At 37.3% G+C, this 14,599-nt stretch carries 16 protein-coding genes; 6 read left to right on the top strand and 10 right to left on the bottom strand.

The window, feature by feature from the left end; all coding sequences use genetic code 11:
* Positions 1-16: 16 nt before the first annotated feature.
* The 4 genes from pheS to nth form a co-directional block, all read right to left on the bottom strand.
* Positions 17-1,102 carry a phenylalanine--tRNA ligase subunit alpha gene (gene pheS, locus V4P56_RS06290; protein WP_455482044.1) on the bottom strand — a complete coding sequence of 362 codons (1,086 nt, stop codon included), beginning with the start codon at positions 1,100-1,102 and terminating at the stop codon, positions 17-19.
* A gap of 95 nt (positions 1,103-1,197) precedes the next feature.
* Positions 1,198-1,599: a 50S ribosomal protein L20 gene (gene rplT / locus V4P56_RS06285; protein ID WP_455482043.1), complete on the bottom strand. Its 402-nt coding sequence runs from the start codon at positions 1,597-1,599 to the stop codon at positions 1,198-1,200.
* Positions 1,600-1,631: 32 nt separating this feature from the next.
* Entirely contained in the window at positions 1,632-1,835 is a 204-nt protein-coding gene (gene rpmI, locus V4P56_RS06280) for a 50S ribosomal protein L35 (RefSeq protein ID WP_455482042.1), read from the bottom strand.
* A gap of 135 nt (positions 1,836-1,970) precedes the next feature.
* The gene (nth, locus tag V4P56_RS06275) at positions 1,971-2,711 is read right to left on the bottom strand and encodes an endonuclease III (RefSeq protein WP_455482041.1); all 741 of its coding nucleotides are present in this window, start codon (positions 2,709-2,711) and stop codon (positions 1,971-1,973) included.
* Positions 2,712-2,827: 116 nt separating this feature from the next.
* Here nth and V4P56_RS06270 point away from each other — a divergent pair, with 116 nt between their 5' ends.
* Positions 2,828-3,283 carry an Hsp20 family protein gene (locus tag V4P56_RS06270; RefSeq protein WP_455482040.1) on the top strand — a complete coding sequence of 152 codons (456 nt, stop codon included), beginning with the start codon at positions 2,828-2,830 and terminating at the stop codon, positions 3,281-3,283.
* Between the two features lies 1 nt (position 3,284).
* Positions 3,285-3,536 (top strand): BQ00720 family protein, encoded by a 252-nt coding sequence (locus tag V4P56_RS06265; RefSeq protein ID WP_455482039.1) that lies wholly within the window; start codon positions 3,285-3,287, stop codon positions 3,534-3,536.
* A gap of 405 nt (positions 3,537-3,941) precedes the next feature.
* On the opposite strand, the gene V4P56_RS06260 is transcribed toward V4P56_RS06265, so the two are convergent.
* Together V4P56_RS06260 and V4P56_RS06255 are read right to left on the bottom strand one after the other, a co-directional pair.
* Positions 3,942-4,529 (bottom strand): transglycosylase SLT domain-containing protein, encoded by a 588-nt coding sequence (locus V4P56_RS06260; RefSeq protein WP_455482038.1) that lies wholly within the window; start codon positions 4,527-4,529, stop codon positions 3,942-3,944.
* A gap of 104 nt (positions 4,530-4,633) precedes the next feature.
* Entirely contained in the window at positions 4,634-5,890 is a 1,257-nt protein-coding gene (locus V4P56_RS06255) for a DNA recombination protein RmuC (RefSeq protein WP_455482684.1), read from the bottom strand.
* 308 nt (positions 5,891-6,198) lie between these two features.
* On the opposite strand from V4P56_RS06255, the gene def reads away from it, so the two are divergent.
* Genes def through truA form a run of 3 tightly spaced genes read left to right on the top strand, consistent with a single transcriptional unit; the run spans position 6,199 to position 8,403 of the window.
* Positions 6,199-6,729, top strand: coding sequence for a peptide deformylase (gene def / locus V4P56_RS06250; RefSeq protein ID WP_455482037.1), 531 nt, complete (start codon positions 6,199-6,201; stop codon positions 6,727-6,729).
* On the top strand, positions 6,729-7,658 hold the full coding sequence (fmt, locus tag V4P56_RS06245; protein ID WP_455482036.1) for a methionyl-tRNA formyltransferase: 930 nt from the start codon (positions 6,729-6,731) through the stop codon (positions 7,656-7,658). Before def ends, fmt begins: the two co-directional genes overlap by 1 nt.
* 1 nt (position 7,659) lies before the next feature.
* A complete protein-coding gene (gene truA, locus V4P56_RS06240) occupies positions 7,660-8,403 on the top strand; it encodes a tRNA pseudouridine(38-40) synthase TruA (RefSeq protein ID WP_455482035.1) in 744 nt (247 codons plus the stop codon).
* Between the two features lie 34 nt (positions 8,404-8,437).
* Here the strand turns inward: truA and V4P56_RS06235 are convergent, their stop codons facing one another.
* Complete coding sequence (locus V4P56_RS06235) at positions 8,438-9,277, bottom strand: LOG family protein (RefSeq protein ID WP_455482034.1); 840 nt, start codon at positions 9,275-9,277, stop codon at positions 8,438-8,440.
* 128 nt (positions 9,278-9,405) lie between these two features.
* Between V4P56_RS06235 and dapD the strand changes: the two genes are divergently transcribed.
* On the top strand, positions 9,406-10,254 hold the full coding sequence (gene dapD, locus V4P56_RS06230) for a 2,3,4,5-tetrahydropyridine-2,6-dicarboxylate N-succinyltransferase (protein WP_455482033.1): 849 nt from the start codon (positions 9,406-9,408) through the stop codon (positions 10,252-10,254).
* Between the two features lie 81 nt (positions 10,255-10,335).
* Here dapD and lepA read toward each other — a convergent pair whose 3' ends face one another.
* From lepA to argB, 3 genes are all read right to left on the bottom strand, one after another.
* Complete coding sequence (gene lepA / locus V4P56_RS06225) at positions 10,336-12,141, bottom strand: translation elongation factor 4 (protein WP_455482032.1); 1,806 nt, start codon at positions 12,139-12,141, stop codon at positions 10,336-10,338.
* A gap of 453 nt (positions 12,142-12,594) precedes the next feature.
* Positions 12,595-13,506 carry a DMT family transporter gene (locus V4P56_RS06220; protein WP_455482031.1) on the bottom strand — a complete coding sequence of 304 codons (912 nt, stop codon included), beginning with the start codon at positions 13,504-13,506 and terminating at the stop codon, positions 12,595-12,597.
* A gap of 33 nt (positions 13,507-13,539) precedes the next feature.
* A complete protein-coding gene (gene argB, locus V4P56_RS06215; protein WP_455482030.1) occupies positions 13,540-14,445 on the bottom strand; it encodes an acetylglutamate kinase in 906 nt (301 codons plus the stop codon).
* Positions 14,446-14,599 lie beyond the last annotated feature (154 nt).

The following is a 14,599-nucleotide window of genomic DNA, read 5'->3' as shown; positions in this document are numbered from 1 at the left end:
AAAAACTATGATAAGATCACACGTTGCTTAAACCAGAAAAAAAAGCAGGTATATCAAAGCAGCGAAAACCATAATGATCCAACCAACGCAAATCAGCATCAAAAAAAGCACGTAAATCGGGCATACCATATTTCAGCATAGCAATACGATCAATGCCCATTCCCCATGCAAAACCTTGATATTCATCGGGATCTAAACCAACATTTTTTAATACCTGAGGATGCACCATTCCACATCCTAAGATTTCTAGCCAATCACATCCTTCTCCAAACCTTACTTCTGAACCAGAACGATCGCATTGAATATCTACTTCCATAGATGGCTCAGTAAAAGGAAAAAAAGATGGGCGAAAACGCATCTTCACAGAAGGAACTTCAAAAAAAGCCTTACAAAAAGTTTCATGAACCCACATCATATGTGCAATAGTGGAGACTTTATCAATCACGAGACCTTCTACCTGATGAAACATTGGTGAATGAGTAGCATCTGAATCCATACGGTAAGTTTTTCCAGGAATAATAATGCGTATCGGTACCTGTTGCTTTTCCATCATACGAATTTGTACAGGAGATGTATGGGTACGCAATAATTTCCGCTCTCCCATTTCATTAATATCAAAAAAAAAGGTATCATGCATTTCGCGAGCTGGATGACCCTCAGGAAAATTCAATGCAGTAAAATTATAATAATCTGTTTCAATATCTGGTCCCTCTGCAAGTGAAAATCCCATATTCATATAAATGGCTGTAATTTCTTCAATCACTTGTGAGATAGGGTGAATACGTCCTCGTTCTATAGGTGAAGAACGAACAGGCAAAGTTATATCAACCGTTTCGTTAGAAAGACGTTTATCCATCGCTTGGCGCCTAAGAAGATCACGCTTTTGTGCCCATAATTCTAAAACACGATTTTTTAACCCATTAAGAACTGAACCAACTTTATGGCGTTCCTCAGCATTCATCTTTCCTAATACTTTTAATTTTTCAGAAATACTGCCCTTTTTACCTAAAGCTGCAACACGCACTGCTTCAAGTGCCTGTTCATCATTGGCAGCTTCTAAAGCTAAACAAATCTCTTGTTCTAAACGCTCAATATCTCTCATATTTTCTGCCTATTTTTTAAATAAAAAAAACCCGTACTAGAAATAACCAGTACGGGATCCCGAATAAATAAATGCTTTAAGAGGACACAACTGGCTTACTTGACAGCGCCTTCAAAAGCATTAGGCGTTGTATCTTTCAAATATTCTAAAGCTTTCTTTGCAGAAACTACTAAAGCGGAAAATGCCGCTGATTCGTAGACTGCTACATCTGAAAGAACCTTACGATCAACTTCAATACCAGCTTTTGATAAGCCATCAATAAAACGGCCATAAGTTAAGCCTTCTGCACGAACAGCTGCATTGATCCGCTGAACCCACAAAGCACGGAAAGTACGTTTCCTATTTTTACGATCACGGTAAGCATATTGCTTTGAACGATCAACTGCTGCTTTAGCCGCACGAATAGTATTTTTACGCCGACCATAAAAACCTTCAGCCTGTTTAAGGACTTTTTTGTGCTTGGCGTGGGCTGTAACACCTCTTTTTACACGTGCCATATAGTTATCTCCTAAAAATCAAAACGTAAAACTTAAAGGCTGTTTGGCAAGTAATAATGAACAACTTTTTTAGCATCTTGCTCAACCAGAACTTTCATCCCACGTGCATCACGAATAAACTTGTTTGAACGTTTAATCATACCATGACGTTTGCCCGCAGCTGCTGCCTTTACTCTACCTAACGCAGTGATTTTAAACCGCTTTTTAGCGGATGATTTGGTCTTCATTTTGGGCATTTTGCTACTCCATATATTTAAATTTAATCAAGCTGACCAAAGCTTGAATAAGCATTCAAACAGCCACGGCATGCCCTGCCGGGCGGTTCTAACAGCATTTCCATAAGCTAGTATACACAAAATAGCAAGACCATATCAAAAAAAAATCGGTGATCCATTACCTTGAATTTCAACCAAAGGTGCTGGAATTGCATTTGTTTTTATTGCTGCTTTACATAAATCAGCAATGATACACTGTGTGCATTGTGCTTTACGTGCTTGGCAAATATAGCGCCCATGCAAAACAAGCCAATGATGAGCATAACGAAGATAATGCGCTGGTATAATCTTTAGCAACTTTTCTTCAACAATCTCTGGTGTTTTACCAGGTGCTAAACCAAGACGATTTCCAAGACGTAAAATATGCGTATCCACTGCCATAGTGGGTTGGCCAAAAGCAACATTTAAAACGACATTAGCAGTTTTTCGCCCCACACCAGGAAGTGCCATAAGTGCTTCACGATTATCAGGTACTAGACTGCCATACTGGTCAATTAAAGATCTACAAAGTGCGTAAATATTGCGTGCTTTTGCACGCCAAAGACCAATCGTACGAATATAGCGTGCAATTTCTTCTTCTCCTAATGCAACCATTTTTTCTGGTTGATCTGCAAGGCGAAATAATTCTGTTGTGGCTTTGTTAACACTGGCATCTGTAGCCTGAGCTGAAAGAACAACTGCAACTAAAAGAGTAAAGGTATTGGTATAAATAAGATCACTTTTGGGTGCAGGACGCTGAATAGAAAAACGACGAAATATCTCTGCAATTTCATCTTCCCTGTATAATATTTTAGCAATTCTTTGCGCTTTTGATAATTTTGTTGTTCTCTGAATCATTGAACTCTCTCATATTTTCTCTTGAAGTTACTACTCACGCTCGCCATATGAGAAAGATGTAGCAAATACTTCTTTAAGATTTGATCAAGTAGCCGCTTTAAAGAGGATACTCACTAATGACATATGTAACACCTTTCTCCAATCCCCTTCTTTTAGGATTTGAAACGGTAGAGAAAACATTGCAACGTATTGGTAAAGCTGATGAAGCTTATCCTGGCTATAATATTGAGCGTCTACACAGAAATGATGATGCAAACCATATGCGCATAACCTTGGCTGTTGCTGGATTTAAAGTCAATAATCTTAGTATCTTCCTAAACGATAATCAGCTGATCATCCATGGTAAGCAAACAGATAGCCAAAATCACCAATATTTATATCGTGGAATCGCTGCACGCCAATTTCAACGCACTTTTGTTCTTGCTGAAGGAATGCAAGTTACAAATGCTGAGTTGAAAAATGGTCTCTTATCAATTACTCTATGCCAACCCAAATCAAAAAAACAAATGAAGCAGATTCCTATCAAAGTCAGCAGTGGTGAATATAAAAATCAGGGCATAAAGGAACAATGAAATGGAAGAGCATAAACAAAACTTGTTGTTGCAAAATGCGACTTACTCTAATGCAGGGAAGATCGCTTATTTAAAAAAAGTTTGTACAGATGATCTGGCTAAAAATTTTCCAGATCTTCCACCAATGACCCCAGGTATTACGATATGGGCTCTTTTTGGTGAAACAGGTTATCCAATCATTTTATCTGATGAGCGTTCTATTGCTCTTGCAGGAGCTAGTGAGCATGAATTAAAAATTGTAACTTTGCACTAAATTGTCTTACAAAAAACAACTGAAATATCATTATAGATTCTGAAAATTTTACCCGATTGTGCCAAGGATTTATTTTAAATAAAAAGTATAACAATAAATCTTTTTCTATGGATCAATTGGAAAAAAATTTAATATTAAGATACGATAACTATTTTCAATCAGGAAATACAACAGCTCTTTGCTTTAAGCTATTTTTATTACACACTATCAGTTTTTATTCATTCTTTCTTCTTTTTGTGTAAGAAAGAGAAATCTATTAAATTGCGAAGCTTTCTATAGCTTATATTTTCCCAATCTATATAACTAAAAAGACTATATCCACCCATTTTAGTTATCAAAAATTCTGTCATCAAGCCAATCTCAAAACAAAATATTCTTCTAATTTAAATACTTTTATAGTTCTTCTTAACGCCGCCCACACACCTTTAATTGTTGCTCATATTGTCTAGACATTGTTGCCATACGCTGTGCTGCCTGTGTAAGTGCTGTTGTTGCATACCCCCTACTGCGTGCATAAGCACCATGACCCATATGATAATTTAAATAAAGATTATATGCATCATCAAACCTAACGCCATTACGTTGAACACTTTGGCGATGATACCAAGCAACAAAATCAGTAGCATCTGCAAAATTGGTACGCTGTGCAAAAGATCTTCCTGTGGAGCGGAGATACATTTCCCATGTGCTGTCAAGCGCTTGAGAATAACCATATGCTGTAGACCGTCGCTTCCATGGAATAAAACCAAGCAATTTTGTGCGTGGAGGACGTGCATTATGACGAAAACTTGATTCCATATTAATGGTTGCAAGAATGATAGGCATAGGAATCCCATGACGCATTTCTGCACTTTTGGAAGCCTTTCCCCAATTATCAAAAAAACCATCCTTTTGGGCTAAAACAGCACAAGCATTATTTGTGTGTGTAGGAGGAATTGTTGCACATCCTCCTAACAAAAACACCAATGCTCCCAAAAACAAAAGGTGCAGCATATTCTTTATCACTCTCATTAGGAAATAAATGAACCATGAATACTAAAAAATAATTACCAATCAATAAAAGATATGGCTAAACTTATGATACTGAGAGTCTTGCTTTACTCTTCATCAGCTAAGCACAATTTTTGTGGCTGGATCGGAGCTTCCATCTGTGTTGATATAGGATCATTCAATTCAAAAGCTTCAATTCGGTTAGCACGTTTCATAATTTTAGAGGATGATATTAAAATCGCCTCAATATCTTCACCCGCTTTATAAAAATGCTTCTGTAAAGCACGAATACGTGTATCCATTCGTTCAAAATCTCCCATCAATTTTGTTATTTCCGACTGAATTAAATGCGCTTGTTCACGCATCCGAGCATCTTTCATAATAGTTTGGACAACCTGTACAGACAACATTAACAAAGATGGTGATACAATAATTACATGTGCTCGATTGGCTTTTTGTACCACAGGTTCAAAATCTTCATAGATCGTTGCAAAAATCGATTCTGATGGCACAAAGAGAAAAGCAATATCATGGGTTTCTCCAGGAATTAAATATTTTTGTACAATATCACGAATATGAATTTCCATATCTGTACGAAATTGTCGTTCTGCTTCTTGACGTTCTTGAGATGATGATGCTTTACGCATTGCATTCCAAGCTTCAAGGGGGAATTTAGCATCAACAACAAGAGAAGGTGATTTATTAGGCATATGAATAAGACAATCTGGTCGCTTTCCATTTGAAAGAGTCGCTTGAAAAATATAAGAATTGGCTGGTAAAGCATCCGCAATAATTGCTTCCATACGTCCCTGACCAAAAATTCCCCGGGTTTGTTTATTATTCAGAATGTCCTGTAGTTGAACCATTTGTCCTGTAAGAGACTGAATGTTATTTTGTGCTGCATCAATCACTGCTAACCGTTCTTGCAAACGAGTCAAATTTTCATAAGTTGATTTAGTTTGCACTTGAAGGGTTTGGCTTAAATTGCTTGTCATCACACTAAGCTGATCACGAATAGACTGATTCAACTCAGCTTGCCTTTGGCCAAAAATTTCCACCATTGCTTGTATACGCCCTTGCATTTCAGCTTGTGTTTTCAATAATGTTGCCATCTGAGTTTGCGCTTCACAAGCACGTTCGGCTATTTCACTTTCTACAAGTGCCTTCTTTCGATTGGAACGAATCAGCATAAAAAACATTAAACTAGCTAATAAAAGCAAAACTACTAGTATAAAAAAAGAATCGCCAAAGAATTTGCTTTCTAGCCATGGACTATACTTAGGCTGTTCAGCATAAGTTTGATTAATAGCCTGTTTAGCATAAAGTTGATCAGGCTCCAGTCTGCTTCTCAACCACGGACTCATCTCAGATTTAGGTACGTCCTTCCAATTACTAATATCTATGTTGTTACTTTTATTCATATTAATCAGCTTTTCTTATAAATTTACGATCTATACCCTCAATAATAAATCGAGTATTAATATGTCAGCTTTTTATAAAGATGATACAAAATCTATTCTTTGTTTTGCTAACCAATCGCTCATTAATAGCTCATCCAAATAAAAAAAAACGAATCAAATATAAAAAGTAATATAATGATCTTATCGTAAAAAAACGCGAGAATCTGTTATTCAATATTGACCCATAACAAGCCATTGATTAATCTTTACCTATGTCGATTAAACCTTTAATTACCTTACCTGATCCAGTTTTACGGAAAATATCTAAACCAATCGAGCATATTGATTCGACTATTCAAAAGCTAGCTGATGATATGTTGGATACTATGTATGGCACCCAAGGAATTGGTTTAGCTGCTATTCAAATTGGTGTACCAGTCCGTATGTTGGTCATTGATCTCGCTGAAGAAGGTACCCCTAAAAATCCACTTATTGTTATTAATCCAGAAATCTTATGGCTCTCAGATGAACGCAATTTTCACGATGAAGGCTGCCTTTCCATTCCTGGGTATTATGCGGAAATTGAGCGCCCTAAATGCCTCCGTGTTCGCTATAGAGATTATGAAGGAAAACAAACAGAAATTGAGGCAGATAATCTCTTAGCCACTTGTTTACAACACGAAATTGACCATTTAAATGGCTGTCTTTTTATTGATCATATTTCAAAAATTAAACGTGATATGGTGATACGGAAATTTAAAAAACGTGCAAAAGGAAAACCTGTAAAGGAAGCAATTTTATAATGGCATTACGGTTAAGTTTTATGGGAACACCTGATTTTTCTGTGCCTATTTTACATGCTTTATTAGATGCGGGACATGATATTGCAGCAGTCTATAGTCAACCTCCTCGTCCAGCAGGACGTCGTGGTCTTAAGCCTATCCCTTCGCCTGTTCAAAATGCAGCAAAAGAAAAATCAATTCCTGTTTTTACTCCTCAAACTCTTAGAACGCCTGAAGAACAAGCTCGCTTTATAGCGCTCTCCATTGATACTGCTATCGTCGTAGCCTATGGATTAATTTTACCGAAAACCATTCTTGAAATACCACGCTTTGGTTGTTTCAATGTTCACGCTTCACTATTACCACGCTGGCGCGGTGCTGCGCCAATCCAGCGTGCGATAATGGCTGGTGATCAGGAAACAGGTATAATGGTCATGAAAATGGATGAAGGACTCGATACAGGGCCAATCGCTCTATCCCGCTCCATCCCTATCACCGATAACATTACAGCCACTGAACTTTCAGATAAACTTTCACATATAGGAGCAAAACTTATCGTGAAAGCTTTGTCAGATCTTGAAAAAGGTCAACTTAAACTAACACCGCAACCATCAGAAGGGATTACCTACGCCTCTAAAATCACAAAAGAAGAAACACAAATCGACTGGACAAAATCAGCGGAATTCATTCACAGAAACGTCTGTGCTCTCTCCCCTTTTCCTGGTTGCTGGTGTGAAATGATTATAGGTGGAAAACGACAACGAGTGAAAATTCTTGGAAGTCGTTTAGCAACAGGACGCTCTCTAGAAATTGGTCGGATAGAACCAAATCATCTTATTATCCATTGTGGGCAAGGACGTCTTGAAATAACTCATCTTCAAAGATCTGGTGGAAAGATTCTTGATAGCTCAACATTTCTAAACGGATCTAGTATTTCTGCTGTTTTTTGATATGCCACGTTTTAAACTCACTCTTGAATATGATGGCTCAAATTATGCCGGATGGCAACGTCAAGAAAATCTTCATACCATACAAGGTGCCCTTGAACAGGCTATTTTTCGATTTAGTGGAAAACAACTGACCATTATGACAGCTGGTAGAACTGATGCGGGTGTACATGCTACGGGACAAGTTGCTCACATTGATTTTGAAAAAAATTGGCGCACCCACACTATACGTGATGCGATCAATGCCTATTTACAACAACAACGTGAAAATATTTCAATCTTAGATGTACAAAACGTTTCTGAGAACTTTCATGCACGTTTTTGTGCAATTAGGCGCCATTACCTTTTTAAAATTCTCAATCGCCGCTCACCACCAGCTTTAAATATCAAACGTGTATGGTGGTTACCAAAACCCCTCAATGCTGATGCCATGCATGAAGCAGCCCAAAAACTTGTAGGACGGCATGATTTTACTACTTTCCGATCAGCCCACTGCCAAGCTAAAAGCCCTATTCGTACTCTTGAACGCTTAGATGTACAAAGAAAAGGAGAAGAAATTTTCTTTTATGCACAAGCTCGTTCTTTTCTTCATCATCAGATCCGTTCATTTGTAGGAAGCCTCATGGAAGTTGGTATTGGACGTTGGACAGTACAAGACCTTGAAGCAGCTCTCCACGCTAAAGATCGTATGCGCTGTGGTATGGTTGCACCTCCCTCAGGATTATACTTGACTCAAGTTGACTACTAACTGTTCCTGTACAAATTTTTCCCTCACAAATTATTTAAGCGAGCTTATAAAAGGAGTGTATTTTCTCAAAAGCTTCCGCTGCTGTGTTTACAAATGTCATAAGCGTAAGATCAGAAGGCGAAATCGTGCCTTGTGCAGATAAATACTCAAAATTGATAACATTTCTCCAAAATTCCTTGCCAAACATTAAAATTGGAACCCGTTTCATACGCCCCGTTTGCATTAAAGTTAATGCCTCAAATAACTCATCCAGAGTACCAAACCCTCCAGGAAAAACAGCTAATGCCTTCGCTCGTATTAAAAAATGCATTTTGCGCATCCCCAAATAACGAAAATTAAAACACAAATGTGGAGTCACATAAGGATTGGGTGCTTGCTCATGAGGTAAAACAATATTCAAGCCAACCGTTGGTGCACCAACATCAGCAGCACCACGATTTCCTGCTTCCATTACCCCAGGACCTCCCCCAGTGACAACCACAAATTCTTGATATTCAGTAGTAGCAGAATAACGTGAGCATAAACGCGCAAATTCTCTTGCCTCATCATAATAAGACGACATAGCATGCAAATTTTTCTTTTGTGTTTTATTTTTTTCTGCCCATACTGCTTTACTAGGCTCAGGAATACGCGCACCACCAAATAAAACAACTGTTGATTGAATACCATATTCTTGAAATGCTATTTCTGGTTTTAAAAATTCAAGACCAATGCGTTGTGAGCGTAATTCAGAACGCATCATAAAATCCTGATCAATGTAAGCTAAACGATAAGTAGGTGAACACACTTGTGGTGCATTTGAAACTTTATACATCTGTTGTACTGTCTCCTTTTTATGGAGAAATGAACATCCACTCTTTTTTTCTTTTTTCATTTTTCTCCTGTAGCCTTTCTTATACGCTTCCTGCTTGCTAATCGTTTTATTGACTGAATACATTTCTTCACGTAAGTTATAGGAAGGTAAATCTTGAAGCTTTCAACTTATTTAACAAAATTTTAACTATGATCAATCTTACACAACTTGAAATAATTATTGAAAAAGCCTTCAATGATCGTAATTCTGTCGATACCATGACAAAAGGTGAAATCCGTGACAGTGTTGAACATGTATTAAACCTTCTTAATCAAGGTAAAATTCGCATTGCTGCACGCCAAGAAAATGGTAAATGGTATGTACACCAATGGTTAAAAAAAGCTGTTCTTCTCTCCTTTCGGCTTAATTCTATGCATATTATTCCTGGTGGAGCGAATGAAACATATTGGTGGGATAAAATACCTTCAAAATTTTCTGGTTGGCAAGAAGATGATTTTAAAAAAGCTAATTTCCGTTCAGTTCCTGGAGCAATTGTACGTCATTCTGCCTATATCGCACCAAATGTTATACTGATGCCTTCCTTTGTGAATGTTGGTGCTTTTATTGATGAAGGAACAATGATTGATACATGGGCTACCGTTGGTTCCTGTGCACAAATTGGTAAACATGTGCATCTTTCTGGTGGTGTCGGAATTGGAGGCGTTTTAGAACCACTGCAAGCTAACCCAACAATCATTGAAGATAATTGTTTTATCGGTGCACGCTCCGAAGTCGCTGAAGGCTGTATCATACGTGAAGGTGCTGTTTTGAGTATGGGAGTTTTTATTGGAAAGTCAACAAAAATCATTGACCGTACAACAGGCGAAATTTTTATAGGCGAAGTACCAGCCTATTCTGTTGTTGTACCAGGCTCACTTCCTGGAAAGCCATTACTAAATGGCGAGCAAGGACCCAATCTTTATTGCGCTGTTATTGTTAAACGAGTCGACCAAAAAACGCGAGAAAAAACATCAATTAATGATCTATTGCGCAGCTAAAGAGTATTTTTCAAAGATCTTAATTGATAAGTAATATGTATAAATTCAATTGATCAAGAGAAAAATATTGCACTCTTTCTATTATTTACCCATTTTGAGCGCTTGAATAAACGCAGATTGAGGAATTTCTACCTTCCCAAATTGACGCATCCGCTTTTTACCTTCTTTTTGTTTTTCTAAAAGTTTACGCTTACGTGTAACATCACCTCCATAACATTTGGCTGTTACATCTTTGCGCAAAGCGCGAATTGTTTCACGAGCAATGATTTTACCACTAATTGCTGCCTGAATCGGAATCTGAAACATATGTTGAGGAATAAGATCTTTCAATTTTTCACACATAGAACGCCCACGCTTTTCCGCTATACTGCGATGCACAAGGATCGACAATGCATCAATACATTCCCCATTAACCAAAATAGACATTTTAACTAAATCACCCTCAGAATATTCAGTTACCTGATAATCAAAAGAAGCATATCCCTTGGAAATTGACTTTAAACGATCATAAAAATCAAAAACCACCTCATTTAAAGGCAAATCATACGTTACCATAGCACGTGTCCCAATATAGGACAGATCAGCCTGTACCCCACGTCGTTCTTGGCAAAGCTCTAGAATAGCCCCAAGATAATTATCAGGTGTCATAATTGTTGCCCGAATCCATGGTTCTTCAATGGAAGAAATTTTAACAGTATCAGGCATATCCGCTGGGTTGTGCAATTCCTTAACAGAACCATCATTCATATTCACCCGATAAACAACAGAAGGTGCTGTCGCAATTAAATCCAAATTAAATTCGCGCTCTAACCGTTCTTGAATAATTTCAAGATGAAGAAGCCCTAAAAAACCACAACGAAAGCCAAAACCCAAAGCGGCTGATGTTTCCACTTCAAAAGAAAAACTAGCGTCATTCAAGCGCAATTTTCCCATAGCTGCACGTAAATCTTCAAAATTAGCTGCATCAACTGGAAACAATCCACAAAAGACAACTGGTTGAGCAGATTTAAAACCAGGCAACGCATCTTCACAAGAACGTCGTTCTTCAGTAATGGTATCACCAACCCGCGTATCAGCAACTTCTTTGATAGAAGCCGTTATAAAACCAATTTCTCCTGGTCCTAATTTATCAACCTGAATCATTTTGGGAGTAAATACTCCAACCCGTTCAACTGGATATTTTGCTCCTGTCCTCATCATACGAATGGTTTGACCTTTTTTCAATACACCATCAATCACTCGCACCAAAACGATAACACCGAGATAAGCATCATACCAACTATCAACCAGCATTGCCTTTAAAGGGTTGGTAATATCACCAGTGTGTGGAGGTGGTAATTGTATTACAATCGCTTCCAAAACATCAGCAACACCTAAACCTGTTTTTGCTGATATTTCAACTGCCTGAGATGTATCAATACCAATCACATCTTCAATTTGTTCTTTAACACGCTCAGGTTCTGCGGCTGGAAGATCAACTTTATTAAGTACAACAACCAATTCATGAGAATTATCAATAGCTTGATAAACATTTGCCAATGTTTGTGCTTCCACCCCTTGGCTCGCATCTACTACCAGCAATGAGCCTTCACAAGCTGCCAACGAACGTGATACCTCATAGGCAAAATCAACATGGCCAGGTGTATCGATAAGATTTAAGATATAGGTTTCACCATTCTTTGCTTTATAGCACAAACGAACCGTTTGTGCTTTAATGGTAATCCCCCGTTCACGCTCAATATCCATAGAATCCAGAACTTGCTCTTTCATCTCCCGTGTTTCAAGACCACCAGTCATCTGAATTAGACGATCAGCCAAAGTTGACTTTCCATGATCAATATGAGCTACAATGGAAAAATTACGTATATTATTGCGATCTATAGTCATACAGCGCGATTTAGCAAAGAATAACACAAAACGCAAAGACCAATTACGTACTCTTAAAAACCTTTTAAAGAATAAAGGTAGAAGTTACTCTTAAAGAAATAACCCTTCATAGTTTGAAAGAAGCTAAATATTTTCCAGTTTGGATTTCACCAACATGCTACTTTTATATCACATTAAAATTTTGTATATTATAGATCGTTTTATCAACTTTGTTGAAAAATCTTCAATTAACTGGCTTGGTAAGCAAAATCTTGAAGATATATTTTGCTTTTTGATGCTCTTCAAAAAGTACAAAATGTAGAATACTGATCTCTCTAAAACGAATCATAAATATGAAAAATCTTGTTTTAGTTTTTTAGATTTTTTATTATAAGATTTTCAACGATCTAAATAAATAGCTTCTGTTTAAAAAAAATCACCACTCAAATAATAGTTACAAAAGAAGTAAATTAATCAAATTTTTTCAATCATTTTATCTTGTTTACGCCATTGCGAAGGCTGTAATTCAGCCACTACAATCCCAATCAAAATAAGTAAACCACCAAATAAAGCTAAAGGAGATAAATATTCACCAGCCAAACGCCCAACAATACCAGCCCATACAGGCTCACCTGCATAAATAAGTGTTGCACGAGTGGGTGAAACGGATTTTTGTGCCCAATTCATCGTTAATTGAATCACCGCACTCATCAATGCCAATCCTATACCAATATTCAACCATATCCATGAAAATGCAGGAACACTTTCACCTACCAAAGGCATACAGCAAAATGAAAAAATACCGGCAAAAAACAACTGAATAATTGTAATGCGACGACTATCAACCTTGCTAGCAAAAAGCCCAATCAAAATAATTTCTCCAGCAATCGCTAAGGCGCCCAGCAAAGTAAGAATTTCACCTTTTGAGAAACTAATACCCTGTCCCCCTTGTCCCGAAACAAACATTAATCCCAAAAAAGCAAAAATAATACCAATCCAACTAGTTAAACGAGGTGATTTTTTAAAAATAATCCATTGCAATATTGGCACCATCGGCACATAAAGCGCTGTAATAAAAGCTGATTGACTGCTGATAATAGTCTGAAGTCCTGATGCCTGCAAAGCATAGCCAAGAAACATTCCTACACCGATAGCCATACCAGCAAAAATCTCATAAATAGTTAAGCCTTTCATAGAGCGCCAAAAAATCATCCCACACATAAATGATGCAACGATAAAACGAAATCCGACGAAAAAGAAAGGACCACTATAGCGTACCGCAATATGAATCACTAAAAATGTAATCCCCCAAAGTATTGTCGCAGAAAATAACGCCAATTCCTGTTTACTGAATAAAGGAGGCTTTAACTGTTTAATTCCAGCCATAAAAGTTTTATCCTTTGATTGATTTTATACATTTTAGGAAACAATAAGTGTCCCAACCCCATGTTCAGTGAATAATTCAAGCAAAACAGAATGAGGAGTTTTGCCATTCAAGATAACTACACCTTCTACACCATTTCGAAGAGCATCTACACATGTTTCTACTTTTGGAATCATACCTTCTGAAATTGTTCCATTCTTGATGAGGGCTTCAGCTTCAGCAATAGTCAATTCTTTTAAAATTCTACCCTCTTTATCCAATACTCCAGGAACATCAGTTAGAAACAAAAGGCGTTTGGCTTCTAAAGCACCAGCAATAGCTCCAGCAAAAACATCAGCATTAATATTATAGGTTTTACCATCACGCCCCGGAGCAACAGGAGCAAGAACTGGAATCATTTCAGAAGATGCTAAAAGATCCAGCAATGTTCGATCAATTTCAACAGGTTCACCAACAAATCCCAAATCTAAAATACGCTCAATATTCGAATCAGGATCAATTACAGTCTTATAAGCCTTTTCAGCAAAAACCATATTGCCATCTTTGCCACACAATCCTATTGCCCATTCACCTTCAGCGTTGATAAGAGCAACAATTTCCTTGTTTATGGATCCTGCTAAAACCATTTCAACAATTTCAATAATTCGTTCATCGGTTACGCGCAAACCATTTTCAAATCGTGACTCAATCCCCATTCTCATTAAAATCTTAGCAATTTGTGGACCGCCACCATGAACTACAATGGGATTAATACCTGATTGCTTTAACAAAGCAATATCACGTGCAAATGCCCGCCCCAAATCAGGATCACCCATGGCATGACCACCATATTTCACAACAACCGTTTCATTTTCATATTTTTGCATATAAGGTAAAGCAGACGATAAAAATGCTGCTTGTTTTTCAAAAATATCTGCAGCAGCTTTCCCAATATCATCCATAAAAAGAGTCTCCTCATCACTTTTCATCATCTCTTAATGAAATTTAGGAAAAGTAAAAACAATTTTAAAATAAATTTTACTCTATCCATCCCCTGAAAAATCGTCAAACCTTCTTAAAATTATAGCTAAAAATAAACAATGATATGAAACAAAA

It is taken from the genome of Bartonella sp. B35(2025), assembly GCF_053794465.1.
This window is presented reverse-complemented; position numbering and strand designations above follow the sequence as displayed.